Genomic DNA, 25,817 nt, shown 5'->3' with positions numbered 1-25,817 from the left:
CTCAGTCCTTGTCGAGTTCCCGGGCGTGGTTGACACCTGCATCGATCGGACCGAGATCGGGGTCCCACAGGTGGACGAGTTCGATCTCGCTGGGACCGTCGGCGTCTTCGGGCGACGTCGAATGTCGATCTGGGTCGAGCAGGTTCTGCACGTCGGTGACGATCCGCGGCAACAGCCGGAAAAGGTGGAAGTCCTTGCGAAGCCGGATTCGAGCGTCGCGGTCCGGCTGATCGCTGTTGTGCAGGGAGAATGCAAGCGGGATCGTGTGGTCGGCCTTGTACAGGTCCGCGATGTCGTAGACGAAGGAGTGCTGCTTCCCGCTGTGGATGAATCCGAGCGCGGGCGAGCACCCCAGCGCCAGGAGTGCGCTATGCACCGCACCGTAGAGGGCCGTGTTGGCTGCGGAAAGGGCCTGGTTGACCGGGTTTTGCTGATCCCAGTTAGCGGGGTCGTAGTTGCGCCGGAAGCCTCGTAGCTTGTGCCGGTCTGCGAGTGAGCGGTAGAGGATTTTCATGCGTTGGCCCTCTAGGCCGCGCAACGTGTTGAGGTTGGTTCCCTCGGGCACCGGCATCTTGAAGCGCATCTCGTACATCCGGGCAGCGACCGCGAGTCTCGCTTCGTCGTCGGCCCAGGCGCGCGCTTGGCGTTCGACCCAGGTCGTCGTCAGGCCGCTGGGTTGAGCACCGGAGTAGAGCCGGACGCTTCCGGATCCTGTCCACAGCACGGTGGTGTTGTGCCGAGCGCAGGTGGCCATGGCCGGTTGGGTGGCCGAGGTCCCAGGCCCCAGCAACAGGCAGGACAGCGCGGCCACCGGGAGGTATACACGGCTTGTCGTGCCGTCCGCCTGTTGCACTGAGGCGCAAACCCCGGTGTCGTCTTGGCTGACCCTCACGTGTTCGAGGTAGAGGAAGGACAACGAGTCGGCGACGCGAGGGAGCATTGCCACGGTGGGGGCAGTGAGAAGCCGTCTCGGGTTGTTGATCACGGCGCCTCTTCGGTCAGAGCGAGGCTGAGCAGCCCACATCCGTAGTTGCGTGCGCGGCCGATTCCCACATTCACCGCTGCACGCAGCCGATCGGGATCGGTCACCACTCCGATGCCTTCGAAACGGGTGACACCGTGGACAGCCGTGCAGCTCGTCTCCTCGCCACCAGGTTTCTTGTCCTTGTTGCGTTTGCTGGCACGGCCGAGAACGTCGGGCTGTGGTGTCGAAGTCAGTTGCAGCGGGTGCAGCCCGACTTCGGTGGACTTGCGCAGCCACCACAGCTCGGCTTCGGTGCCGTGGAGGTTGGCCAACTTCCCCCGCTTGTGCGGCTCCGCCGCGTTCCCGTGTCGTTTGGTGGCGTTGGCGTCGATCCGGTAGCGCACCCGTGCACCGGTGGTGAGCCGACCCAGCAGGGGGTTCAACCGTCGTTGCTGCGCTTGCGCCGCGAATTCCGGTGCCAGCGCGTGAACGTCGGGTTCCAAGGCGAGCTGGGCGAGAATCCGCAGTCCCTGCCGAGGGGCGCCCACCTGCTCGACCCGGTAGAGGAGCCCCGCTTCTCGCCTGGCCTCGTCGCCGAGTCCCGCCGGTGCCAAACGCATCAGATCACGATGCAGGGCGTGCCCGTCGATCTTGCCTCCGCTGAACAGGCGGCGGCACCCTGAGTTGACTGCGATCGCTACGAGCCAGGTGTCGTTCATGCGGTCTCTCCACGGACGTAATCAGCCAGCCGTGCCGGGTAGTCGCGCAGGTCGCGGACGCCGAGCGCGGGGTCCAGGGATTCGGTGTGGCGCCACACCGGGCGCGGGCGATAGGCACGATCGACGGTGGCGAAGGTGATGGGCACGTCGTGGATCTCGCTGTGGACTTCGTCCACCCTGCCCGTCGGTGTCAGGAAGTCGACTTCGACGTCGGCCCCCTCGCTCACTCGCCGCGCTAGGGGGACACCGGTCCGAAGTTCGGCAATCGGGTCCGACACAAGGCGGTCCAGCAGTAGTGGCGCGTCCGGCGGGCAAGACCGTCGTCCCAAGAACGGCTGCCACCGAGGTTTGAGCAAGCCAGCACGTGCTCGGTCGAGGATTTCATCCGGCCCGGTCACGGCGACGATGAACACCGCATCGGCCAGGTACTCGCGCCAGGTCTGCAGGGTTCCTTTCGCGTTCGGTCGCCCCTTGCCGTCGGCGGTGGGCACCTTCGGCCCGCGAACGGGCAACGCTCCGCCGGTCGTTTGGTAGTCGATCATGCGGACACCTGGACGGTCGATTCGGATGGTGAACGACAGCTGGGCCAGGTCGTCGAGCGATTCGCCTCGTGACCGTCCGAGCACGCACGCCAGCAGGCCGAGGAGTCCGGAACGAGTCGGGAACGCGGCGGTGTCACGCATGTCGAAGGCGCTGCGTTCGCCCCAGCTCTGCATTGGCCCGGCCAAGCGCAACAAGAACCCGCTCACGGCCGGGCTCCGGGGTAGGCGTTCGTGACGGCCACGCGGATCAGTTCGTCGAAGGACTCGTACCGGGTTCCGAGCTGAATCTCGGTCGCTTGCCCCTCTGCCAGCGCGGCAGCGGTGGCGGTGTAACCGGCATGGAGCACGTGGTCCTCACCCAACAACCGCGTCACGGTCCGGGATTGTTCGATCAGCCGATTCACCGATTCGACCAGATGTCCGCGCCGTCCCCACACCGGTGCTTCGAACGCGTTGGCAAGCGAGGCCGGGCGATCATCGCGCACCGCGATGTGCACCAAGTCGGCCGGGGTCATCGGTGCCGTCGAGTTCTGCTTGCCGGTCGGGAGCTTGTTGAGGAATCCATCCAGGAACGCCGACACCAACGCGGCTGCGGCATCGGTGTTACCGGCCAGGTTGTTCTCCCCGACGAGGTCGGTAAGGTTAATGTTGGCGTAGCGGTAGAAGGTTCCTGCGCTGAACATGGCCGTGTTCAGGTGTCCGCTGCCCGTGAGATTCAGCTGTTCTTCGACATCGTCGACAGCAGTGAAGAAGTCGTACTCGACCTGCGTCCCGTGCGTGGTGAACGCATGAGCGACTTGAACCGCACCGTCGACGTTGGCTCCGGGCAGCTCCGCCAGCATCCGGCCGAACAGGTTGATCGTTCCGCTGCGGCGGCTGAGGATCTCGGCGACGTCTTCGTTGGGAAGCTTCGCCTTGACTTCGGTGGCCTTCTTCGCTCGCTTGGACTCGGCCAAGATCGCGTCACGATGTCCTGCTGCCAGCTGCGCGAGCTCGTCGATCCCGGATTCGGGCAGCAGCAACAACACGTTCGTGGTCAGCACGAGCGAGTCGTTGTCGTCCTTGTCCGGTTGAAGGCTGATTCCCTTGCCCGCCGAGACCGCCACCTGAATTCCAGCAGCGTAGGCCTCTTCCTCCGCCCATCCCTGGGCTTGGAGCCGTTCCGCAACTCCACGCACGACACGCCGAGTGCGCACGGTCCGCTCGCCGAGCTGCTCCTCGACGTGCTTCCTGATGACGCGTTTCCAGCTCTGGCTGGAGATCCTGGTGCGCTCGGCTCCACCGAAGACCACGGTCTTCGGGGCACCGAGGTCATCACGATTCACGTTCGAGAACGGAAGCGCTTGCAGCACATGGATGTCAAGATACGCGGGAGCGGTCATGCCTGGTCCTCCTGAGATGCGTCGTCTTCTGGGTTCGTCTTCTGAGTTGTGGAGCGGGCGGTCAATCCCTGGTAGAACTCGCGCAACCAGCCGGCAGCGATGCGTTCACGGTCGATGTCCCATCGAGTGAGGTCGTCGACCAAGTGGGTCCACTCGACTTCCACTCCCACCCCGCGCAGGTGGTGCACGAGCCGGGGCAACTGACGATGAAGACCGCGGGAGTCACCCCGGCACAGCTGATGAAGACGTGCTTCCACCGACTTTTCGGTGATCTCGCTCCGATTCACCGCCAACGCGCAGCTTCCGCCCAGCGTCCTCGTCCGCCGAGACTCCTTCTCGTTCGCGTCGGCTGCCGTGACGTCTTGCTTGCGGTTGCTCGCCGGTTGCGCGCACATCATCGCCGCTACCGCGAGGAATGCCTCTTCCTCCCGCTTGGGCAGCTCTGGCGTCAAGAAGGCACTGATCTCCCGGTACGCGCGGAATGTCCTCGGTGAGCCCGGTTCATGCCCGAGAGCGGACCGGACTGCGGCGCGTCGGCCCGGCACCAGTAGCACTTCCCGCCGGAGGTGCATGACCATGTCAGCGGCTCTCTTGCGGCGGTCTTCGCGGCGCCGCTGAGCGGAACCGGATCCGGAGAGTTCAGTCATTCTCTGCTCCGTTCTGGGTTTCCGGGCCGGCCTGGTAGCCGGTCCACAACCTGCGCCGGTTACGCTCGATGATCTTGATGTCGTCGGGCGTTCGCCGAACCATTCCAGTGGCCGTGTCGTAGGACTTCAGCGCTAGGTGGATGAATCGGTTGACGATGTTGAAATCAGGGGGTTGCTCAGTGCTGATCGCCTGCCAGAAGTGGTGTTCGGCCCGTTCCCAGTAGTCGCTCATGCAGGAGTGCAGCCACGGCACGCCACCATCCCTGGACTTGCCGGCGCGCGACGGTCGCACACGGACGAGCTCCCACCACGCCTCGGTCAACGCGCCGCGGAGATGCCAGCCCCGTACTTCGGCGGCTACTCGCGCGGACCGCAGGCGCCCGAACCGATCCGGATCGACCTGCTGCCACAACTCCTGCTTGGCAGGGGTCGTCCCGGAGTAGAACTGCTTGTCCTTCGCCTGGCTGCGATCCTGCTCGAAACCCAGCGCCTTGATCCGCACAGCCCGCCCTTGCCCCGACATCAGATCGTCGAGACCTTCGAAGACAGTCGGCCGTTGGTGATCCTCGTGTTTTCCGATCAAGCAATCGAGGTCCCGCCACGCCGCGCGAGAAGCTTCCGCCGGCTGCGGATACGGCAAACCGTCCCTGCTCGTGCGGTAGATCAAGTACGGATCTTGCGCCGGACCGCGGGCAAGGCGCCAGGCCCAGGTGATCCGCGCGTCGACGACCGACTCACCGGACTCGTCCGGGTCCAGGAGGACGGCGTGCTGGAAACGATTCGCCAGCAGCCCACCGACACCGGTACCAGGTGACGGTAGAGCACACGGATCACGCGGCTCGTCCTCCCACAAGGCGGGGCTCGACTCCGAAGCCGGCATGAACGGCATACCGAGGATCAAGGTCTCGAACAGGCTCTCCCCCACCGGGTGATAAGAGACCGTTCCCCGTAGCGGCCCGGCTTTGGTGTCAGCAGCAGCGGTTTCTCCGACTCGCCGAGGAGTGCACCGCCCTGGTACGCCGAAGTACAGCCACGCCAGTAGCGCGAACACTGCATCGGCCGCGGCGAGCGGTGGCGGCTGGTCGTCCACTGTGTGCGCGAGCCATACGAAGCCCTGGCCTGCCGCTCTGCCCAGCGCGAGCTTGTTCACACCGGAGCTGGTCACCTCCCCCTTCACCGTGCGGCACTCGTCCAGCAGCCGCGGGTCTTGGAGGAATGGTGTACTGCTGGCCGTGTGGAACAGTTCGAACCGGCCCTCGTGTTGAGCGAAGTACCGCTGCACCGCACCCGGGTCGAATTTTCCCTTGTCCAGTACGGCTAAGCGTGCGTCCTCCCAATCGGTACGGCGATCCAGTGCGTCCAGTCCGCTGATGCGGGCCGCCATCACCGTCAATACCCGGAGGAGGCCCGCCAGCGCCGGGGGGTGCGGCACCTCCACATCGGCGATGTCCGCCGCGCGCACCAGCAGCTCGCGAAAGCCGACAGGAGCGTCCGGGTTCTCGTCGGGAGATCGCCCCGGACGCCAGCGCACCCGGCAGAACCCGCGCTCTGCCAGGTCGAAGCTCGGTGGCATCGTGCCTCCTATCAGCCAGGACATACAGGACGGTTAAGCTGCGGGCCTCTCCACGGATGTGGAAGTGGCCCAGGTCGGGCGAGACGATCGATTTTCGACATTCGGTGCTCTTCACAGCGGTGAAGGCGATGGAGCACTTGGGCTTCGTACCGCGAACTTGCGGCGCGGCCGCTTCGGCAACGGCCGGACTTCACCTCTGCCATGATCATCACTTGTAGAGCATGATCGAGCACCGAGAGTAACTATACAAGGGTCGTGCGTAGCTAGTCGCCAGGGTCTGCCTTTCGGTACGACTCGCTGCTCAGCCGCGTCGTCTCAGCCACATCGCACAGCCCGAGCTCGGGATCAAGGAGCAGGAACTTCCGGCCTACGCGGGCCGGTCGAACGTTCCCCTCATCGTCGACTCGGTGCGGTAGCGCGACAAGGTCGCTCAGGGGCCAGAGGGCATGCCACGGCTCGGGCAAGGTGTGGTTCTCATCGCGGTCACGCACGAGCGAACCTGGCGCAGGGATGGTGTGCCGCATGACGGCGATCGCCTCTTCCCGGGAAAGGCGATCCCGCTCCGGAATCGGCAGCCTCTCTCCTGCCGGGTGCCCGAGCCGGAGCTCGCCCGAACCGTCGATGAAGACCGGCAGCACTCGAACGGAGTCGGCGTTGAAACGCGTCGTGGCCTGCTCTTCGTCAACGAGCTCCTCCGACAGACCGGCAAGGCTGGCCAACTCGCGAATCGGCCGGATGGTCACCCGCTGCGCAGTCTGCGATTCGATCATGCACCGGGCGCTGCGCTCCAGCTCGACTTCGGCGAAGCCCGTCAGCAAGTCGTCGTCGAGGACCGGGAAGTCGCCGGGATTGCCACGATCAACGAGATCTTGGACATCTTCGGGAATGTTGATCGGCTGCGGATCTCTGCGGCGGATCAGTTCATGGGCGCGGATCAGGCTGGCCCGCGGGTAGATGTAGCTCCAGCTGCGCGGCAACTCACCGAGGTCGAGGTCCGGCGCGGTGAGGACGACCATCTGCCGATGACCGCCCCGGGCAGGATCAGCCCACGCGGGCCGCTGGTCATCCCACCCCGGATGACGTTGCAGTCGGCCTGCTCGTTGCAGCAGCAGCTCGATCGGCGCGAGATCGGTGACGACGAGGTCGAAGTCGACATCAAGGCTTTGCTCCACGACCTGTGTCGCCACCAGAATCGTCCGTTGTGGACGTCCTCGTGACCCGTCGGGCTTCCCGAATGCTTCCAGCACATCCTCGGTGATGGTTGCCCGCTGATGCGATGGAAACCTGGCGTGCAGCAGCTTGCGAGTGATCCCATTCCTCGCAGCCCACTCACTCAGACCGGAGAAGGTCTGCTGCGCTTGCGCGACGGTCGTGCAGATCACCACGGCACAGCCACCATCGATCACCGGGGCCAAGACCTCCTGCAGCACCGGGACCCGATCTGGCCGTTTGCCCGCTCCCCGACCAACGCCACGCAACGAGGCCTCTACCGGGCGCCTGCGGTCAACTGGGAAGGACACCGCCCGTGGTTCCGATTTCCGGCCACGCTCAACGTACCTCCATCCCGGATAGGGAATCTCGAAGTCCGTTTCGACTTCCGCACCGGTATAGGCGGCCGAGAGCTCCTTCGCGATCGCCTTCGGCAACGTTGCGGACAGCAGCACCACGGGTACGCCGAGCTCGCCCAGCCAGCCGAGCAATTCCCGCAGCAACTTCCGCATGTAGCTGTCGAACGCGTGCACCTCATCGATGATCACGGTCTTCCCGGCCAGCGAGAACATTCGGAGTGCGTTGTGCCGTACCGGGAGCACGGCCAACAACGCTTGGTCGATGGTGCCCACCCCCACCCCGGCCAGCAAGCCCCGCTTCGCTCCTCGAAGCCATTCCGAGGAGTGCACCCGAGCTTCCGCGTCGCTGACGATCCCCTCTGCGGTACGCGCCTTCGCCAGGATCTCCTCCACCGGGCTCAGCCAGGCCATTCCGTGGAGCAGTGTCTGGCTGGCAGTGGTTTCACTTCGACGCTGCACGTACCGTCCGACCCTGCTGAACATCTGGTCCGCCGTGGCCATCGTCGGCAAGGCGACGAAGATCCCTGACGTCCCGGCAGCCGCCCCCATGATCCGCGCAGCGTGCAATGCGGTTTCGGTCTTCCCGAAACCCATCGGCGCAGCAACCATCAAGAGCCCCGGTCCGGTCACCACACGCCGCAGTTCTGCCGCGATGTCGGCTTGGAGCGCGTTGGGCGAAAACCCGGGGAACTCCTCGCCGAAGTCTCCCTCCTCCAACTTCAGCCTGAACAGACCCGCGCTACGCACCAGCTGTCGAGCGGGACTCAGCGAAGCCTTGAAGAACCGACGCAACGAAGGGACATCACCGACGGCGGGAACCTTCCGAACCTGCTCACGGACGAAGTCGGCCTGGCTGACCAACCAGTCGGCGACCACCACGAGCCCTGTGATCAGCACCGCGTCTTCCACAGCAAGCCGAGGAGGTACAGATGGTTGCAGGATTGCAGCGAGCACGTCGAGCATCGCGGCCCGCTCCGCTTCCCACACCGGTACGGAGCCAAGCCCCTGTGACGGCAGGTGCGCAGGCATCAACCGCGCGCCCTCGACGCTGTGGAACCGCCCGTGATGGCCTCCCAACAGCTGTGCGACCAGCCGACCCACCGACCGAGCGGACCGCGACGGGTACCCCAGAACGCCTAGTCCGGTGGGCAGCCACAAGTTCGTCGCCTGGTCATGCCGAATCCGAACCTCCGCCGCATCCGCGGGAAACTCCGGAGGCATCGGCAGCTGCAACGCGAATGAGGGGGAGATCTTTCCGATGTCATGGAGTGCCGCCCAGAACTCCAGAACAGAGCACGTCTCTGACTCGCTCAAGCCGAGCTCCGCAGCCAACCGTCGTCGAAGACCTGCCGAGAGGAAGTCGCGCCACAACGCGCGCACCGCCGCTGCAGCGTCCAGACCGTGGCAGACAACGGGATACCGAGCTCCCCCGAGCCCGCGTTCCTTGCCCCACAGCCGCAGATCAACCACGGGGTCGGCCACTGAACCTCCCAAAACCAGAGAACCCGATCACCGAGCGGCACGTTAACGGTTACCTACGACAAACCGGGCCGCGTTATGTCAAAGCTGGTGCCAACGGGTGAACCGCGGTTCGGATAGCCAAAGCCATCCACCGCACCCATGCGCTAACGTCGCCGCATGGTTCCGTTCGAAAACGTGCAGCGGCGTTCCTAAAACCCCAGTTCGCGAAGGGTGCTCTCCACGCACGTGGAGGTGGTCCGATCAACATCAGGTCAGTACTGTTCAGCGGTCGGTGCTCTCCACGCACGTGGAGGTGGTCCGTGAACACCGGCGACGTCGACACCCGCACGTGGGTGCTCTCCACGCACGTGGAGGTGGTCCGACAACCGGCCCCGCCGGCACTTCGACCGCTGAGTGCTCTCCACGCACGTGGAGGTGGTCCGGCTCCTCAGGGCCAGCTCTACGTTCCGAAGGAGTGCTCTCCACGCACGTGGAGGTGGTCCGTCGGCGTCGCACGGCGCGAGGTAGATCCGGTCGTGCTCTCCACGCACGTGGAGGTGGTCCGCCGACATCCACGGGGCGATCCGCGCGGCCGAGGTGCTCTCCACGCACGTGGAGGTGGTCCGTTGCTGAGCGCCGGTTCCGGCGGTCGGTGACGGTGCTCTCCACGCACGTGGAGGTGGTCCGGGGGAGCCAGCGCTGTCGCTTCTTCACCTGGCGTGCTCTCCACGCACGTGGAGGTGGTCCGCTACTTCGTCGAGCTCAAGCGCGGTCAGCAGAGTGCTCTCCACGCACGTGGAGGTGGTCCGCGGCGCGAAACAGCGTTCGCCGCTGGTCATGCGTGCTCTCCACGCACGTGGAGGTGGTCCGGCGGCAGAGGACGAGCGAGCACGCAAGGCCGCGTGCTCTCCACGCACGTGGAGGTGGTCCGGCGTACGAGCAGGGGTTGAGCCTGTTCGACCTGTGCTCTCCACGCACGTGGAGGTGGTCCGTAGCCCCGCCGGTTCTGTCCCCCGATTTTCACGTGCTCTCCACGCACGTGGAGGTGGTCCGCCACTACGGGCTGAATTTGGTAGACGTGCTGCGTGCTCTCCACGCACGTGGAGGTGGTCCGTGGACGCGGCGCCCGACACGGCGCCGCGGGTCGTGTTCTCCACGCACGTGGAGGTGGTCCGACTGCGACGTGGGAGAGCGCCCTGCCGACGATGTGCTCTCCACGCACGTGGAGGTGGTCCGGCAAAGGCAACGTTCGGCCCTCCGGCGCCGTCCGTGCTCTCCACGCACGTGGAGGTGGTCCGCCCGGCGTGGAGATTGCACGCGAGCTCGGCAGTGCTCTCCACGCACGTGGAGGTGGTCCGAACTGGTCCAGCTCGCCCGACGCCCGCTTGCCGTGCTCTCCACGCACGTGGAGGTGGTCCAAGGGCCCCGGCGGGGGCAACCGCCGAGGGCCGTGCTCTCCACGCACGTGGAGGTGGTCCGGTTTTCGCCGAGTTGGGCCGATTCACGGCGGAGTGCTCTCCACGCACGTGGAGGTGGTCCGTCTCGGTGCACAGCCAGAATCGCGTTCGCACGGTGCTCTCCACGCACGTGGAAGTGGTCCGCCGCCCGGATGTCCAGTCCGTTGAGGGCGGCTGTGCTCTCTACGCACGTGGATGTGGTCCGCGCTGCGCGACGGGCCGGTCACTAGGCTCGAAGTTGCGTCGCCTCCACCGAGGTCGTTCGTCGGCAGGTCGGGCCATCGTGCTCGACGAGACGGCCTGCGCCTTCGCGCAGGTGCTCAGGGCTTGCCCGAACGCTTCGGATGCTCCCGCACACCGAGGGGCCTGCACCGGTCCTGCAGGCCGGTTCACGCCGTCCGCTGGCGTGGTTCTTCGCCGAGGAGTGTGCGCAGGGTGTCGGCGTTGGGCGGTGGGTCGTGTTGGGGTACGAGTCCGGCGGATCTCCAGCGGGCGAGGATGCGGACTCGTTCTCCGGGGGTGGTGGCGCCGCGGATGCCGTGTTGTTCGGTGTGGGGGCGGAGGAGTTCGTCGACGAGGCAGTCGATGAGCACGGGGCAGGTTCGGCAGATCGCTTTGGCGTTTTCGCGGCGGCGGTGGGCGTCGCTGCCGGATTCGCGGACGTCGTCCTCGCCGAACCAGAGGCGGGGGTCGGTTCCGGCGCAGGCGGCTTCGCGTTCCCAGGATCGGACGTCGTGGATCTTCACGGGGTCCTCCCGAAGTGTGGTTGCGGACCGTGGTCGCGGACGCGTTGCGGCGGGGCGGAGCAGTGGTCGGTCGGCGGCTCGGGGTGCAGTCGCGGGTCGTGGCGGCGCCAGCCGCATCGGAAGAGCTTCGCCTCGTACATGGCGCGATCCGCCGCGGTGACGGCCTCCCGTAGCAGCACTGGCTGGCTCTGCAGGTCGCGCAGCAGTACCAGTCCTGCCGAGCAGCCGACGCGCACCGCGCGTTCGCCGAGCGGCAGAGGCGCGGTGATGGCCTCGAGGAGTTCGTCGGCCAGAACCCCGATCTCCGCCGAGTCCCAGTCGGCGAGGAACACGAACTCGTCCCCGCCGAGCCGGGCGAACACGGATTCCACCGGCAGTACGCCGCGCACTCGCCGCGCCACCACGCGCAGCACGTGGTCACCGGTGAGGTGCCCGAAGGTGTCGTTGATCTGCTTGAACCCGTCGAGGTCGAGCAGCCCGCACACGCTGCTGCGGCGCAGGGCTTCGGGGGCCGTGTGCTCCCACCCTGATCTGGTGAGCAGCCCGGTGACCGGATCGCGGTGGGCGATGCGGAGCTGGCGGGTGCGGTGGTGCAGGCGGTGGGCGGCGTGGGCCCAGCCGACTCCGGCGGCCACGGCTCCGGCGCCGGCCGCCGCGGTGCAGGTTTGGTGCATCCAAGGTTTCATTCCGTCTCCTCCCCCGATGAGATGGCGTGCTGTTCTGCCGCGTCGGCGGCGAATCGAGTGGGTCGGCAGCGGGCACCGACCGGGCGGTGGCGGCCGTCGAGGCAGTGGGCGTGGACCCAGTCGGTCAGCCGCGCGGCGAACCCGGTGCGGGTCTGCTGCAGCCAGAGCTGGGCGTCGCGGACGTTGGCCGTCGCACCGACGTTGGCGCGGCGCCACGAGTAGGCGAGCACCGCGACTTCCTCGGCCAGGCCGGGATGTTCGGCCCAGCACGGCGGGATCGCTCTGGCCGGGGAGCCGGGGTTTCCGAGGAAGGTGGCGTTGTACCAGCCGACGAAGTTGCGGACCGTCCACAGCGGAGAGTGCCGATCGCCGCGGTGTCGCCGGTCTTCGGCGGCTGCGGGCGGCACGTGCAGGACCCACGGGCCCGGTTGGTCGGCTGCGTCGTCCTGCTCCGGTTCCTCCGGTGCGCCGTGCTCCAAGGTTTCGATGCGCCCGCGCAGCGCGGTGAGCTTCGCGGTGAGGGCGCCGACGATCTCGGTCAGCGCCTCGATCGCGGCTTCCGTGCCGTCGTCGTGTCGCGGCCGGTCGCGGGGTACGAGCTCGTCGTCGTTCACGGGTTGCCCACCGCCTCCGTGGCGAAGCCGTCGGCGTCGATCGCGGCGGTGCCTGCTCGGACGGCTTCCTGGTCGGCTCGCAGCTGCGGCCAGTCGGGGCGTTTCCGCACGTCGACGGTACGGGCGAGGATGGGGCGCAGGTGCCGGTGGAAGATGAGCACCCGCCCGCGCGGCAGGGTCCGGACGGCGCCGGGCCGGTAGGTGGGCACGTCCTCGGTGCCCACGGAGGTGCGGCCGAAGCCGAGCAGCCCGTCGGACTGCTGCTGGTAGCGCTTGCGCTCGTGGTGGGCGGCCAAGGTCGAGACCAGCTCGAGGGTCTTGGGGTCCTTGATGCCGCCCCAGAACGTCAACGTGGTGGTGTTGTCCAGCAGCTGGCGGCGGCCGGACTCACCGTAGAGGTCTTCGAGGTGCGCCATCGACTGCGCGGCCCAGTGGATCAGCACGCCGCGTCCGGCGGAGTCGGCGAGGATCTCCGGGAGCTTCGGGATCGGGGTGGCGTCGTAGAGCTCGTCGAGGTCGTTCGTCGCGGGCGGGTCCAAGCGGCGGTGGGGGTAGCTCAACGCCATCTCCTGCTCGGTGGTGAGGATGTCCTCGACGAGCGCGGTCAGCACGGGTCGGACCTGCGCGGCCTGGTGCTTGTCCGCGACGAGGAACAGCGAGCCCTGGTTGGCCACGAAGGATGCGGCGTCGAACTCCTCCCCCGCCGCCGGGGAGCACAGCTCCCGCAGCCGCGGGTCCAGCCACGGTTCGATCACCCGGCGCACCGACAGCCATACCGCGTCGGAGGTTTCGGCGACCATGCCGATCTCGGCTCGCAGGTTGTCGGCCAGCTCGGGGAAGCCGTGCCGGCGCAGCAGTTCGACCGGCTCCTGGTCGGGTGGTTTCGTGATCGACCAGGCGACCAGGTCGGCGACTCCGCGCTGTGCGTGGGCCGCGGCGATCAGGTACGCCTGCACCACCGTCTTGGCCCGTTCCCGGAACACCTTGTCGTTGCCACCGGTGTGGGTCAGGCCGACCGCGGAGGCGTCCACGAGGGTTTCCGCGCGGCGCCGGGCGACGCCGAAGTCGCAGCAGCCGGGGATCGGGGACGGCTGGATCCGCGCAGGCCAGCGGACCTTGCCCGTGGTGTCGAAGACGTACACCGGACCGGCACCGGGACGTCGCGAGCGGGCCAGCGCGGCGAACTCCACGAGGTCCGGTTTCGTCGACGAGCACACCAGCGCGCCCGGTGCGGCGAGTGCCTTGTGCACGACGTCGGTTCGGCTCTTGCCGCTCTGGGTCGGGGCGAAGGCACCCGTGGGGTTCTCCAACGGCGTGCCCAGCAGCTGCCCGTGCGGTCCGCGGTGCAGCGGTGCGGCGACCTCCTCCAGCGGTGCACGGCGGCGTCGTTCGGCGCTGAGTCCGGGACGGGTCCACTCCGCGGTGCGGCGCGCGGCGTGCAGGGACAGTTCGCGGCGGATCTCCGCCCGGCTGGCGTGACCGAGCTCAGTGGGGCCGAACCGGGACCACGCCGCCATCCCCACCGGCACGCTCACCGCGCCACCGACCGCGAGGGTGCCGGCCGCGAACGTCCAGTAGAGCGTCGCCCTGCCCCGCAGCGCACTCGCCCACGGATCACCGAGCCCCGCCCCCGGATCGGACGGGGTCCCGAGCGCCGACAGGGCGGCGGGTAGCCAGTCGCCGAACTCGGGCAGCTGCCAGGACCCGCCGGTGCAGGCGGTGGCCACCACGGCGGCGAGCACGAGCACTCCCGCCAGCGCGAGCACGCTGCTGCCCGCGATCACGAGGAGCCCGACCACGGCCAGGTCGCGATCGACGGCCGGGGAGAAGGGGAAATCGGTGCGGTTCACGTGTTCGCTCCCCTCGCTTCGGTGACGCGCCGGATCGCGACGATCTGCGGTTTCCAGGCGTCGAGTTGTTCGAGCACGACTCCGGTGCTCTCGTCGTAGGCGTTGACGATCAGGCCGTGTCCGGCGTACATGCCGACGTGGCGCGGGTTGGCCGGTGAGCCCAGCGAGCCGGGGATGAACACGAGGTCTCCCGGCGCGAGCTGTCCCAGCGCGGCGACCGCGCGGCCGTCGTGGATCTGGCTGGTGGTGCCCGCCGAGATCGGAACCCCGGCGTGCGCCCACGCGGCCTGTACCAGGCCGGAGCAGTCGAAAGCGTCCGGGCCCTTCGCACCGAACACGTAGGGCTTCCCGAGCTGGGCGAGGGCGTACTGCACCGCCGCGCGCCGGGTCGGATCCGCCGGAAGCCGGTAGCCCGGCGGGAGCTGCTGCGGATCGAGCGGAGTGCTCGCGCCACCTTCGTCACCGCAGAGCGCGATCTGCTCGGCGGGCGTCGCACCCGTCGGGGGCGGCGGGTTGTCCGGGCCGCGCCAGAAGCGGCTCATCAACTCGGCCGCCGGGCCTTCCTGCGGGGCGTAGCGCTCCGGATGGGCCGAGGCCTGCACGGTCTGCTGCGCCACCCCCGGCGGAAGCCGCCACCAATCCTGCACTGCGATGAGGCGGTCCAGGAAGGCGTTGGTGGCGTACGTCGGATCGCTGACCTGCTCGGCGCTGCCCCAGCCTTGACTGGGCCGTTGCTGGAACAGCCCGAGGGAGTCGCGGTCGCCGTAGGGCACGTTGATCAGGTTCGATTCGACGATCGCGGTCGAGAGCGCGAGGACCGCTGCGCGTTGCGGGAGGCGGCGCTGCTCGGCGATGCCGGTGATGGTCTGGGCGTGGGTGAGCTGTTCCCCGGACCAGTGGTGGTCGCCGACCTGCCCACCACCGACCGGTCCGCCTCCGGTTCCGCACCCGGCGGTGGCGGCACCGACGACGGCGAGCAGCGCGACGCCGAGGATCAGCCCGGGTGTGCCGACCAGGTAGACCAGCGCGGCGGCGAGCGCCCAGGTCGCGCGCGACCCCGGCATCAGCGGCCCCCGTTCGCGCGCAACTGGGCGTTGGTGTCGAACACGGCCTTCTCGGCGCTGCTGAGCACCGTCTGGATCTTGAAGCCGGGTTGGTTCTCCAGCTTCCACAGCGCGCGGCCTTGGCGTTCCATGCACCAGCCGGTGGTGACGTCCTGCTCGGGTTCGCCGAGCCCGAGGTCCTCGGCCAGGTCGTCGGCGACCCGGGTGGACTGTCCGAACAGGATTCTCGTGCTGCACAGCGCGAGCAGGTCCTGCGCGATGGCGACTTCCTGCGATCCGGTGTTGCCGACGGAGAGGAAGTCCGAGGGCTTGTGCCCCACCAGGATCTGGATCTTCCGATCTGTTCGCGACAGCCGCAGGTCCGAGTCGACGGCCTGCACCGCCTTCACTCCGAGACGCATCTGCCGCCACACCTCGTCGCGCACCACGATGCGGATCTCCCCGTCCTCCTGCAGATCGGTGATCAGCGAGGACCACGAGCCGAGCACGGTCAGCGCCACCGCCACGGCCTGATCGCCGCGCGACCGAAGCCGCGAGAGGTCCATCGACTGGATCGGCGCCGTCCAGTCGAGCGCGAAGTTGGTGGGCTCGTCGAACAGCCCCGCCAGCGGCCCGGAGATCAGGTTGCCGAGCGCGTCGGTGATCGGCCGCAGCGTGTCGAGGAACTGCCGCTCGTCGGCGAACCGCGCGCGCTCGACCAGCACCGGATCGGGATGCGCCAGGGCGTGGTGGACCGCGGGCACGGTGACCTCCCGCAGCCGCGTGTAGCCGTCCTCGGCGCCGACCAGGCGCCGGAGCACGTGGGAGAGCACCGCCTCGTCGCTGACGGTGGCGGTGTAGCCCTGCGCTTCGGCGAGCGCGACCAGCAGCTTCGTCCACCGCCCGAGGACACCGTCGAGCTCGTCGCGCTGGCGGGCCACCGACCAAGAACCCCAGTTGGTGGTGATCGGCCCGAGGTCCAAGGCATTGAGCCGCGCCGGCGAGCCACGGCCGAGCGCGATCGGCTCGACGCCCAACGCGCGAACCAGCGGGCTGTACTCGCCCTTCACATCACCGGAGATCAGCGTGCGGGTGCCGAACAACATCATCCGCAGCAACAGTGCGACCACTGTGGACGACTTGCCGCGCCCGGGTTCGCCGAACACCACCAGGTTCGGGTTGGTGACCAGACCGCCGAGCACCCAGTCGATCGGGCTGCAGTGGAACGCGCCGCCGCTGAGGGTGTCGTAGCCGATGCGGGCTCCCATCGCCGGGTTCTGGTTCGCCGCCAGCAGCGGGAACAAGCCGCCGATCTCGTGGGTCGTCGCCAGGTACGTCGCCAACGGAGCTTCCGCGGCCGACCAGCCCCGTCCTGGAACGGACCGTCCGCGGCGCGGTGCGCGGACGCGGTTGACCGGCCCGGCCGGTCGAGGGTCCGCGGGCGGGCGCGGCGGTGGATTCGTCGGTTCCGCGCCGAACTGGGTGAGCAGCTGGGCGGCGCTGCGATCGCAGTGGCGCATCAGCGCAGACCTCCTCGGGAGCGGGGCAGCCCGATGCCCAGCGGCACGCAGGCGGCGACGAAACCGGAGTCCTGAGCCAGATCCAGCCGCAGCAGCCGGAACCGACCGGCCGAGTCGTTCTCCAGGCGTGCGGCGTGGTCTTCGACCTGCCACGTCGCGGGCACGGTCACCGCGGCGGCCACCGCGTAGCGCACCAGGCTGTGCCCGGCGGCCACGGCCCGTTCCTGCGCTTGGGCGCCACCGACCGCGCGTTCCTCGACCGCGGAGGCCGAAAATCCCTTCTTCGCCTTGAGATCGCGCAGTACCCCGGTGCGGAACCGGATGCTCTGCACCTCCCGGCCCGCGCGCCGCGAACCCAGCACCTCGTAGTGGATCGCCACGCAACGCCGCTCTCCGGCGGTGCGCACGGCCAGCAGCGAGGACAGGCTGCCGAAGACCGTGCCCGCTTCGGGCATCAGCACCGAGTACGACACCGTCGAGTACGCGTCGTGGTCGTAGCGGCGCATCGACGGAGACGGTGCCGCCACCGGGCCCGCGGCGGCCTTCGGCAAGCCCTGCTCCGCCGCTCCGGTCAGGTGCGCGGCGCGCAGCACAGCACTGGAGTCCGGGTTGAACGAGGTGCGCACCGCCTCGGCCAGTCCGGCGCCCGAAAGCCACTCCACCGAGGTCACCCCCGTGGTCTTGAGCGGGCCCTCCAGGCCGTCGAGGACCCGGTACAGCACCCGGGCGCGCCCCTGGACCCCACCGCCTGCGGCCGCCGCCGGTTTCCGCAGCGCGTCCTCGGTGCCGGAGACGGTGACGAACACTTCGTGCCGCACACCGGCGTTCCCGATCGTGCGATCCAGCTCGTCGGCCACCCGGCGGGCGAGCTCCGGGGCATCGGGGACCTCGTGCTCGCGGCGCCACACCTCGTGCTCGGTCCCGTCATCTGGCACCGTGCGCACCAGCAGCGAGAGCCGGTCGACGACGTCGCGGTGCCCGATGGACAGCAGCAGGTTCCCCAACCGGGCGGCCAGCCGCTCGCACTGCTCCCCCGACAGCAACCCGACCCCGGAGTGCGTCAACCGCGCTGACGCGCCCCACCGGCCGTCGCCGGTGTCGTGGATCAGGCACACCCGACCCTGGTCGCGCAGCGGCGGACCGTCCGGCAGCTCGACCCGCTGCAGCACGCCGGGCAGATCCGGCTCGTCCGGATCGACCGGGTGCCCCGCCGCCGCGGCGGACTGCCACCGCGACCAGCCGGTGGCCACGCCGAGCTGGTGCAGCAGCAGGTGCCCCAGCCAGCGCAGCGCCGGACGTCCCCGAACCGGCACCACCACCAAGGCCGCTGCCCCGCCGCAGCCGGCGAGCAGCACCAACGCGTCCAGGAAGCGGCCCGCCGACACCGTCCACAACACCGGCACGGCCAGGACCAAGCAGGTCACCGCCTGCACCGGAGTCAGACCCATGATCCAGCCGGCGCGTTCCGCGTGCGCCAAACCGTGGTAGATCCGCGGGCGATCGCTGTTGCTCATCAGACGTTCAACCCTTCGTCCAGGTCGCCACCGGCACCATCACCGCCGTCTCCGCCCGGCCCGCGACCGCGAGAACGGTCGTCGGGTGGTTCGTGATCTCCACCGGGCTCCGGAGGCTCCGGTGGGTGCGGTTCCTCCCCTTCCCCATGGCGAGCCGACGTCTCCGGCGGGTGCGACTCGGCTCCGTCTCCGCTCGGCACCGGAGGTTCCGGCGGCCGCGATGCACCGCCGTCAGGCGGCGGCTGGACCTGCTCTGCACCTCCACCCCCGGGCTCCGGCGGGTCCGGCGGGCGCGATGCTTCGCCGTCGGGCGGCGTCGGCGGGAACTGCTCCGCGCTCCCGCCACCGGGCTCCGGCGGGTCCGGCGGCCGTGTTTCGCCCCCGCCGTCACCGGTGAACTGCGGTCCGATCCCGTCGTCGCTCGTGATCGACCCCCGGTTGGCGGCAGGCGGACGGGGTGGATCGGTTTCGGCTCCGCCCGCGGCGTCGTCGTCCCGCTCCGGTTGTGCCGCGTCCGGGTCCAGCGGCTCGTCGGCAGAGCCGGAACCGCTCGCACCACCGAAGCAGTGGGCGTCGCCCTCGGGGTCTCCGAAGTCGGCGACCGCGGCGTCGAACCGCCCGGTCGCGGCGTCCTCCTGCGCCGAGCCGCCGTCGCCCGCCCCGGCCAGCGAGGTCGCGGCTTTCACGACCGGGTTGTTCATGCCGTAGGAGTCGATGCCCGTCGACGACGACAACGCGTCCCGGAACACGCCCCCGGCATCGGTGTTCGGGTCGACGAAGGCGAACAACCGGAACAGCACCAGCGGGCTGAACACGCTCAACACCAGCACGCCGATCCCCGCGAGCAGCGCCGACAACCCCTCCGCGCCCGCGACCAGACCGATGCCCAGCACCAGCGCGAGCGCGAGCACCGGTTTCATCGCGATGCACGACAGCAGCCACCGCACCGTCGTCCAGAACCAGCGCTTGGTGACGTTGGCCAGCAGTCCGGCCGCGGTGATCGGGATCGTGGCCACCAGCAGGTAGATCGCCGCTTCGCGGAACAACATCTCCAGCAGGTAGCCGACCGCCGCGGGCAGCACCCCGAGCACCGCGCACAGCCCGAGCACGACCGCCTTGATGCCTTCGCCCGTTCCCCCGGCGAACTGGGTCTTCCCCAGCGCTTCCTGGAAGTTCGCCGACTGCAGACCCGCTTGCAGGATGCCCTGGGTGAGCCCGTCGGCGGCGGCGAGGAACGCGCCGACCATGCCGACGGTGATCGCCAGCGCAATCCCGTACTGCAGCGGCCCGGTGGTCAGCCGCACGATCCCGCGCCCACCGCGCAGCGACGTCATGGTGAGCTGCCAGGAGAACAACCCCAGCGCGAGCACCCCGGAGATCCACAGCATCATCGGCCACAGCACCCCGACCGGACCGTCGTGCGGGTTCACCTCGAACACGGAGAACCGGTCGGCGAGCGCGAACGACTCCCGCAGCAGGTCGAGGCTGCCGTCCCACAGCGCCCGCATCGCGGACTCGAACGCGTCCGCCGCGAACTCGGCGATCTCCGAGCCGAGGGAGTCACCGATGTCGTCGAACGGCCACATCAGCCCTCCCGCAGTTCTCGGTAGCCGACCGACACCGAGGCGTCGCTGCCCGGCCACGCGCTCGGCGCCGGCGCGGCAGGCGGCGTCGCGGCGATCCGCCAGCGGTGCCCGTTCCAGCGCATCGCCTGGCAGTCCCCGATCCCGGCGGTGACGGTCTGGCCGCGGTGGTCCACGGAGAACTGGCCGAGCACGCACGCCACCACGAGCCGCCCGCCTTCGGCGGTGCCCTTGATCTGCCCGTGCGTGGGCTGGAAGTCGGCGAGCATCCCGGGCACCGGGCCGACGGGCGGCATACCCGCCGACATCCGCAGCGACCGCAGCAGCGAGTGCAGCCCGGTCTCAGCGACCCCGGGTGCTCCCGGTTCGGCGAGCTCGGTGAACCCGCGGGCGTAGAGGTCCGGATCGGCACCGCGCAGCGCGGCCTCGTCCAACGCGGCGAGCTGGGCGAGCGCGCCGCGCGCGGTTCCCGGCACACCACCGGGAATCCAGCTGCCCCGCACCGGATGCGCCGGCGGCAGGGTGATCGGCGGTCCTGCCGACCCGGTGCTCAACGGCTGCGGCCGCACGGCTTGGGCCGGCAGCACCGGCATCGGCCGGGTCACCAGCTCCAGCACGGACGGCGCGACACCACCGAGGTCGACCGGTTCCGCGGTGACCGGCTCGTCGGGCTTCGCGGGAGCTGGAGCAGGTGTAGTCGCGCGGGCCACGATCAACGCCGCGAGCACGACCACCAGGGCCAGCGCCCCGAGCACCACGGCGGCGAGCCCGGCCCCCGCTCGGCGGCGTTCCTGCGCATCGTCGCGCCGGGCGCTCACTGCCCGCCCCCGGCGAGTTCGTTGATCAGCGGGTACCCCACCGCGTAGAGCAGCCCGCCGGAGACCCCGCAGAGCATCATGACGACGCCGACCTTGCCCGCGCGGTGGTGATCCACCCACCGCCCGCCGGCCCACACCGCCAGACCCGCGAAGAACCCGACGAGCAGGGCGATCTGCGCGCCCCACTTGAAGAACCCCGCGACTTCGGTGATCTTGTCCGCGCCCGGTGGTGGTGCGGGTTGCGGGTTCGGGAGCTGGGACAGGATCGGAACCACGACGTCGAATCCGGAGTGGAGCATCAGCGGATCACCTTTCGGGAGAAGGACTTCCCTGCCGAGTGCGCCGGACCGGGCAGCAGGCGCAGGTGCTGCAGCAGCGGAATCGCGGCATCGCGCAACCGCGCGGGAGTGACCTCGGCGGTGATCCCGCCGAGCGCCACGGATGAGTCGTGCGGCAGGAACACCGCGTGCTGCAGTAACGCCGAGGTGCGCCGCCCGGCCGCGCCCGCGACTCCCGCAGGCCACTTCCGCGCACCCAGCACCACCAGCTGCGCCGGAGGCACGATCGTCCCGGTCCGGTTCCAGGACTCCAGCCGAGCCAGCACCTGCTCGGCGTGCAGCAACGACGGCCTGCTCGCCCGGCACACCAGCAACGGCCGTGGCACCGGTTCCCCGACGCGCAGCCACGCGCCCGCACCGGCCAGCGGGTGCGCGGCCACCCGCCAAGGGTCGTGTCCGATGTCGACGATCGTCGCCTGCACCGACCGAGCCGCCGCGGCGAAGAACTGCGGCGGCGGAACCATGCCCGGCGTCACGATCGGCAACGACGTCTCGATCCGCGCCAGCACCGCGTGCGCCCGCCACGACGACCGAATCCGCACGGCGGGATGCGGGCCGTCGAACACCGGCCCGTCCGAACGCGCCGCCGCAGCCAACCCCGACCGCACCGGATCCGCGGTGTCCACCAGCAACACCCGACGCCCCGCCAGCTGCAACGCATCCGCGAGCACCGCCGCGACCACCGACGCACCGGCACCCGGCGACGCCGCCAGCACCGGAACCACCGAGCCGAAACCGGACCAGTCCGCGCCACCGCGCGCACCCGGTGCGAGCCCCTGCCGCTGCACCACTGCGGCTGCTTGGCCGGTCGCCGCCGCCGTGCGGAACGCGACGTCGTCGCCCTCCGGCTCGACCGTGCCCGACTCGGCTGCCGCCACGAGCCGACCGGCTTCGACAGCACCGACGACATCCGGTGTCGGCAGGTCACCGCGCATCGCGTTCGCGGCACCGGCCAGCCGTCGATCACGCGCGATCAGGCCGCCTCCCGCACCGGCCACCTTCCGGAGCGCTGCGGTGCACGGCTGCCGCGTTCCCGGCGAGGCCCGGTCGACCGGCGACGCGGCGGGCGTGGTGCCTGGCTGCTGCTGGAATGAGGACATCACGATTTCTCCGACGTTCGATTGGCATGTGAACTGCGAAAACCGGGGCGGATCAGGACGTGCGGGTCCTGCGCCCGAAGACCGTTTGGATCGGTGCATTCGGCCGTTGTCGAGGCGTGCGGCATCGCGCCGCGCCGAGCAGGTGCAGCGGGTCGATGAAGTTCGAGATCGCCACCGGGCTCGTCGGCCTCGGTGACCGAGCCGGTGCTGCCCGTTCAGGGCCGGGGACTCAGCGGTCCCACCGACTCATGCACTGGCGGAGGCGTTCGTGGATCACTGCGCTCCACGGGCGTCACGTCCCGCGGAGCCAGCGGGGAACCGGCCGGGCCTCGCGATGCCCGGTGTGGTGACCGAGTGAGCATCGCGCTGACCGGTGGATCTTCCCCACTGATTTCCGCTATAGTGGAACGGACGATGCCAACGTAACCCGGCCGACCGGGAGCGTCAACTGTAGTGGTTTCTCAGCTTCATGATTCCGCTATAGTGGACTCAGGGAGTGGGTGGTCGACGTGGTCGACAAGACCGACATGAGCTTCGCCGCACGGCTGCGCAGGCTGTTCGACAGCGTCACCAAGGACGGCGGCGAGAAGTACACCGCGACCGAGGTCGCCGCGGAGATCACCGCGCGCGGCAAGGTCAAAGTGTCCAAGACCTACCTCTACGACCTGCTCAACGGGCAGAAGACCTCACCGAGCTGGCAGCTCGTCCAGGCCCTGGCGGACTTCTTCGAAGTCCAGCTCGACTACTTCTCCGACGACGAACGCGCCCACGACCTCAACCGCCAGTACGAAGCCCTCGCCGTACTCGGCGAAGCCGGCGCTCAACGCATCGCCGCCCGCGCCAGCGAACTCACCCCCGAAGCCCTCGAAAGCGTCATGCGCTTCATCGAGTTCCAAGCCGACCAGAGCAGGAAACAACACCCGGAAGGGTGAGCACACCTCATTGGCATCACCACGACGAGCGAGAGACGGTACAGAGGCGAAACGGAACTCAACCGGAAAGCGGGGCACCGGTGGCAGAGGAAGACGGGTTCGTCGAAGTCGTCGGCGGGAAGCTGTACTACGAGACCCGCGGTGACGGACCGCCGCTGCTGCTGATCCAGGGTGGCCTCAGCGAAGCCGGCGCCACGACCCAGCTCGCCGAGCACCTGACCGCCGCCGGGTACCGGGTGATCACCTACGACCGCCGCGGCCTGTCCCGCAGCGAGACCACGAGCGCCGAACCACCCGTCACGATGCGCCTGCACGCCGCCGACGCCGCCGCACTGCTCGACGCGGTGGCCACCGAGCCCGCGCTCGTCGTCGGCCCGAGTATCGGAGCCGTCATCGGCCTCCACCTCACCATCACCCGACCTGATCTCGTCGAGCTGCTGGTCGCGCACGAACCTCCGATGCCCTGCCTCGTCCGCGATCCCGAGCAGGAAGCCGGTCTCGACGCCGTCGCCGAGATCGCAGCCACCGGTGACGTCGTGGCCGCGATCCGCCGCTTCGCCGCGCTGGGTGGAGAACGGGACGACGAACCCGAAATCGGCGCTCGGTCACCGAAACCCGTCGGCGACCCCCAAGCCAACCTGCGACGCTTCTTCGACCACGACTTCTCCGCAGTACGCACTGCCGAACTGTCCTTCGACGAACTCGCCGCCGCCCGGCCCCGCATCGTCGCCACCGGTGGTGCTCGATCGCAGGGCAAGTGGGAACACCGCTGCGCCGAACGTCTCGCCGAGCTGCTGGACCGCCCGCTGATCTCCCTACCCGGCGGCCACAATGGACTCACCAGCCACCCCGCCGGCGCCACCGCGGGACTGCTGGAACTGTTCGCCGCGGCCAGAACATGAGCCGCCAGCGCAGTCTGCGGGCATGGCGCAGCGAGCTCGAACTCCGCCGCACCGTGCGACGGCTACTGCGCGAACTCGACCTGCACCCACCGCTGAACATCGAGCAGCTCTGCGACGCACTCGGACAGCGTCGCGGACGGCCGATCCGGCTGGTGCCCTGGCCACTTCCCGCGCCCGGCGCGTTCGGGCTGTGGATCGCCACCGCGGAAACCGACTGGATCCTCTACCAGCGCGACACCACCCCAGCTCACCAAGAGCACATCGTCCTGCACGAAATCGGCCACCTCATCAGCGGTCACACCTCCAACGAGGACGACGACGACATCTGGGCCCAGCTGTTCCCCGACATCCCACCCGACGTCGTGCGCCGCGCCCTTCGACGCGACGGCTACGCCCCGGCCGCCGAGTACGAAGCCGAAATGGTCGCCACCGTCATCAAGGAATGGGCCGAACTCCTGCACCGGCTCGAAGCCGCACCCGACCGCACCAGCCCTGCCTCCACCCGGATCGGCCGCGCCTTCGACGACCACCAGGGCTGGCTCTGATGCTGGTACCGAACCTGCTGATGTGGGCAGCCGCAGTGATCGCGGCGCTGTGGAAGCTCTCCCAGATCGCACGGGCACCCCGCGACAAGGGCCTGCACGCGGTCACGATCTGCACGGTCCTCGTCGTGCTCGCGCTGACCGCCCAACTGGCCGGCCACCTACCAGCCTTCGCCGCAGTGCTCCCGGCAGGTTTCCCGAAACTGGCGCAGAACACCCTGCTGACCGTGTTCTTCGCCCTGCTGATCGTGGTGCTGCACGGCAGCGTCGCACCGCACCGAGCAGCACGCCGCGGCTACCAGGAAATCGGCCTCGCACTGCTCACCTCCACGGTGCTGATCGCCACCTTCGCCGGGACCGAACCCACCGCCCGCACCAGCTACGAACACGTCACCACGCCCGACATGCTCACCTTCTACCTCGCCGGGAACCTCTACCTCGCCTACGCCTGCGCCCGCGGCGCCCAACTCGCCCGCGCCACCGCCGAACACACCCGCTCCCGCGCACGCCTGAGCCTGCACATCGCCGCCACCGGACTGCTCATCAACCTCGCCGGAGTCCACCTGCCCCGCACGATCTCCACCGGCAGCCGCCTCTTCCTCGGCGTCGACCCCATCCCCGGCACCGCCACCTGGACCACCCCGATCCTCGCCATCGGCATCACCACGTTCTTCCTCGGCATCGGCTACCCCGGAGCCCGCACCGCCCTGATCAAAACCCACCTCTGGTTCGAAGCCCGCCGAACCTACCGCCGACTCCGCCCACTCTGGGAAGCCCTCGTCGACCGCTTCCCCACCATCGCCCTGTTCCCCAAGGCCTCCTCTACCCAGGAACGCCGACACCTCCGAGCACTCCGCCTCCGCACCTACCGCCGCATCATCGAAATCCGCGACGGCCTCGTCTGCCTCAGCCCCTACCTCCCCGAACCCGCGGACACCGCACACACCCCCGCCGAACACGCACAACTCATCCACGCCGCACTCCACCGCAGCACCGACCCAAGAGCCCCACTCCGCGCACCCAGCATCATCGCCGCGCCCACCACCACCGCGCCCAGCGCCGACACCCAGCAACTCATCGCCATCGCCGACGCACTCGTCGAGCTGAGATCAAAGACCGCCCCACACACTTAGCCGACACGCCGTCCCCACCAACGGCCAGACCAGCGCCCGCTCTCCCAGGCCACCCAACCGGTACTCTCACACCTTGCTGGTCACTGGCTTCGCCAAGACCCGCGCCCTGCTTTCGGCCCCGCGGATCCCCTCGAACCTGACCCGACCAGACCGAGTTACCCGGCGCCGATCCCCTCACCAGCC

22 protein-coding genes and 1 CRISPR repeat array are annotated in these 25,817 nt (G+C 69.1%); of the genes, 4 read left to right on the top strand and 18 right to left on the bottom strand.

What is annotated here, in order from left to right:
- Position 1: 1 nt before the first annotated feature.
- The 18 genes from cas1e to ABZ805_RS19460 form a co-directional block, all read right to left on the bottom strand.
- A complete protein-coding gene (gene cas1e / locus ABZ805_RS19545) occupies positions 2-985 on the bottom strand; it encodes a type I-E CRISPR-associated endonuclease Cas1e (protein ID WP_358442040.1) in 984 nt (327 codons plus the stop codon).
- A complete protein-coding gene (locus ABZ805_RS19540) occupies positions 982-1,683 on the bottom strand; it encodes a type I-E CRISPR-associated protein Cas6/Cse3/CasE (protein ID WP_358442037.1) in 702 nt (233 codons plus the stop codon). The genes cas1e and ABZ805_RS19540 overlap by 4 nt, the downstream gene beginning before the upstream one ends.
- Positions 1,680-2,432 (bottom strand): type I-E CRISPR-associated protein Cas5/CasD, encoded by a 753-nt coding sequence (cas5e, locus tag ABZ805_RS19535; RefSeq protein ID WP_358442034.1) that lies wholly within the window; start codon positions 2,430-2,432, stop codon positions 1,680-1,682. Before cas5e ends, ABZ805_RS19540 begins: the two co-directional genes overlap by 4 nt.
- Positions 2,429-3,607 (bottom strand): type I-E CRISPR-associated protein Cas7/Cse4/CasC, encoded by a 1,179-nt coding sequence (cas7e, locus tag ABZ805_RS19530; protein WP_358442031.1) that lies wholly within the window; start codon positions 3,605-3,607, stop codon positions 2,429-2,431. The genes cas5e and cas7e overlap by 4 nt, the downstream gene beginning before the upstream one ends.
- Entirely contained in the window at positions 3,604-4,254 is a 651-nt protein-coding gene (gene casB / locus ABZ805_RS19525) for a type I-E CRISPR-associated protein Cse2/CasB (RefSeq protein ID WP_358442028.1), read from the bottom strand. The genes cas7e and casB overlap by 4 nt, the downstream gene beginning before the upstream one ends.
- The gene (gene casA, locus ABZ805_RS19520; RefSeq protein ID WP_358442025.1) at positions 4,247-5,827 is read right to left on the bottom strand and encodes a type I-E CRISPR-associated protein Cse1/CasA; all 1,581 of its coding nucleotides are present in this window, start codon (positions 5,825-5,827) and stop codon (positions 4,247-4,249) included. The genes casB and casA overlap by 8 nt, the downstream gene beginning before the upstream one ends.
- Positions 5,828-6,090: 263 nt before the next feature.
- Positions 6,091-8,877, bottom strand: coding sequence for a CRISPR-associated helicase Cas3' (gene cas3 / locus ABZ805_RS19515; RefSeq protein ID WP_358442022.1), 2,787 nt, complete (start codon positions 8,875-8,877; stop codon positions 6,091-6,093).
- A gap of 210 nt (positions 8,878-9,087) precedes the next feature.
- Positions 9,088-10,518: a CRISPR direct-repeat array (repeat unit 29 nt; unit sequence GTGCTCTCCACGCACGTGGAGGTGGTCCG).
- A 184-nt stretch (positions 10,519-10,702) separates the two neighbouring features.
- Entirely contained in the window at positions 10,703-11,059 is a 357-nt protein-coding gene (locus ABZ805_RS19510) for a WhiB family transcriptional regulator (RefSeq protein ID WP_358442019.1), read from the bottom strand.
- Positions 11,056-11,745 (bottom strand): GGDEF domain-containing protein, encoded by a 690-nt coding sequence (locus ABZ805_RS19505; RefSeq protein WP_358442016.1) that lies wholly within the window; start codon positions 11,743-11,745, stop codon positions 11,056-11,058. Before ABZ805_RS19505 ends, ABZ805_RS19510 begins: the two co-directional genes overlap by 4 nt.
- Complete coding sequence (locus tag ABZ805_RS19500; RefSeq protein WP_358442014.1) at positions 11,742-12,359, bottom strand: hypothetical protein; 618 nt, start codon at positions 12,357-12,359, stop codon at positions 11,742-11,744. The genes ABZ805_RS19505 and ABZ805_RS19500 overlap by 4 nt, the downstream gene beginning before the upstream one ends.
- Complete coding sequence (locus ABZ805_RS19495; RefSeq protein ID WP_358442011.1) at positions 12,356-14,209, bottom strand: TraM recognition domain-containing protein; 1,854 nt, start codon at positions 14,207-14,209, stop codon at positions 12,356-12,358. The genes ABZ805_RS19500 and ABZ805_RS19495 overlap by 4 nt, the downstream gene beginning before the upstream one ends.
- On the bottom strand, positions 14,206-15,273 hold the full coding sequence (locus ABZ805_RS19490) for a C40 family peptidase (protein WP_358442009.1): 1,068 nt from the start codon (positions 15,271-15,273) through the stop codon (positions 14,206-14,208). Before ABZ805_RS19490 ends, ABZ805_RS19495 begins: the two co-directional genes overlap by 4 nt.
- Entirely contained in the window at positions 15,273-16,595 is a 1,323-nt protein-coding gene (locus ABZ805_RS19485) for an ATP-binding protein (RefSeq protein WP_358442007.1), read from the bottom strand. Before ABZ805_RS19485 ends, ABZ805_RS19490 begins: the two co-directional genes overlap by 1 nt.
- Positions 16,596-16,771: 176 nt before the next feature.
- Complete coding sequence (locus ABZ805_RS19480; protein WP_358442004.1) at positions 16,772-18,286, bottom strand: SCO6880 family protein; 1,515 nt, start codon at positions 18,284-18,286, stop codon at positions 16,772-16,774.
- Positions 18,286-19,872 (bottom strand): hypothetical protein, encoded by a 1,587-nt coding sequence (locus ABZ805_RS19475; RefSeq protein ID WP_358442001.1) that lies wholly within the window; start codon positions 19,870-19,872, stop codon positions 18,286-18,288. The genes ABZ805_RS19480 and ABZ805_RS19475 overlap by 1 nt, the downstream gene beginning before the upstream one ends.
- A complete protein-coding gene (locus ABZ805_RS19470) occupies positions 19,872-20,687 on the bottom strand; it encodes a hypothetical protein (RefSeq protein ID WP_358441998.1) in 816 nt (271 codons plus the stop codon). Before ABZ805_RS19470 ends, ABZ805_RS19475 begins: the two co-directional genes overlap by 1 nt.
- Complete coding sequence (locus ABZ805_RS19465; protein ID WP_358441995.1) at positions 20,684-20,986, bottom strand: hypothetical protein; 303 nt, start codon at positions 20,984-20,986, stop codon at positions 20,684-20,686. The genes ABZ805_RS19470 and ABZ805_RS19465 overlap by 4 nt, the downstream gene beginning before the upstream one ends.
- Entirely contained in the window at positions 20,986-22,125 is a 1,140-nt protein-coding gene (locus ABZ805_RS19460) for a hypothetical protein (protein WP_358441992.1), read from the bottom strand. Before ABZ805_RS19460 ends, ABZ805_RS19465 begins: the two co-directional genes overlap by 1 nt.
- Positions 22,126-22,625: 500 nt before the next feature.
- On the opposite strand from ABZ805_RS19460, the gene ABZ805_RS19455 reads away from it, so the two are divergent.
- From ABZ805_RS19455 to ABZ805_RS19440, 4 genes are all read left to right on the top strand, one after another.
- The gene (locus ABZ805_RS19455; protein WP_358441989.1) at positions 22,626-23,057 is read left to right on the top strand and encodes a helix-turn-helix transcriptional regulator; all 432 of its coding nucleotides are present in this window, start codon (positions 22,626-22,628) and stop codon (positions 23,055-23,057) included.
- An 80-nt stretch (positions 23,058-23,137) separates the two neighbouring features.
- Complete coding sequence (locus ABZ805_RS19450; RefSeq protein WP_358441986.1) at positions 23,138-23,959, top strand: alpha/beta hydrolase; 822 nt, start codon at positions 23,138-23,140, stop codon at positions 23,957-23,959.
- Positions 23,960-24,012: 53 nt separating this feature from the next.
- Positions 24,013-24,504, top strand: coding sequence for a hypothetical protein (locus tag ABZ805_RS19445; RefSeq protein WP_358441984.1), 492 nt, complete (start codon positions 24,013-24,015; stop codon positions 24,502-24,504).
- Positions 24,504-25,634, top strand: a complete 1,131-nt coding sequence (locus ABZ805_RS19440; RefSeq protein WP_358441982.1) for an MAB_1171c family putative transporter — start codon at positions 24,504-24,506, stop codon at positions 25,632-25,634. The genes ABZ805_RS19445 and ABZ805_RS19440 overlap by 1 nt, the downstream gene beginning before the upstream one ends.
- Positions 25,635-25,817 lie beyond the last annotated feature (183 nt).

This window comes from Saccharopolyspora sp. NPDC047091 (assembly GCF_040643635.1).
GTDB lineage: Bacteria > Actinomycetota > Actinomycetes > Mycobacteriales > Pseudonocardiaceae > Saccharopolyspora_C.
This window is presented reverse-complemented; position numbering and strand designations above follow the sequence as displayed.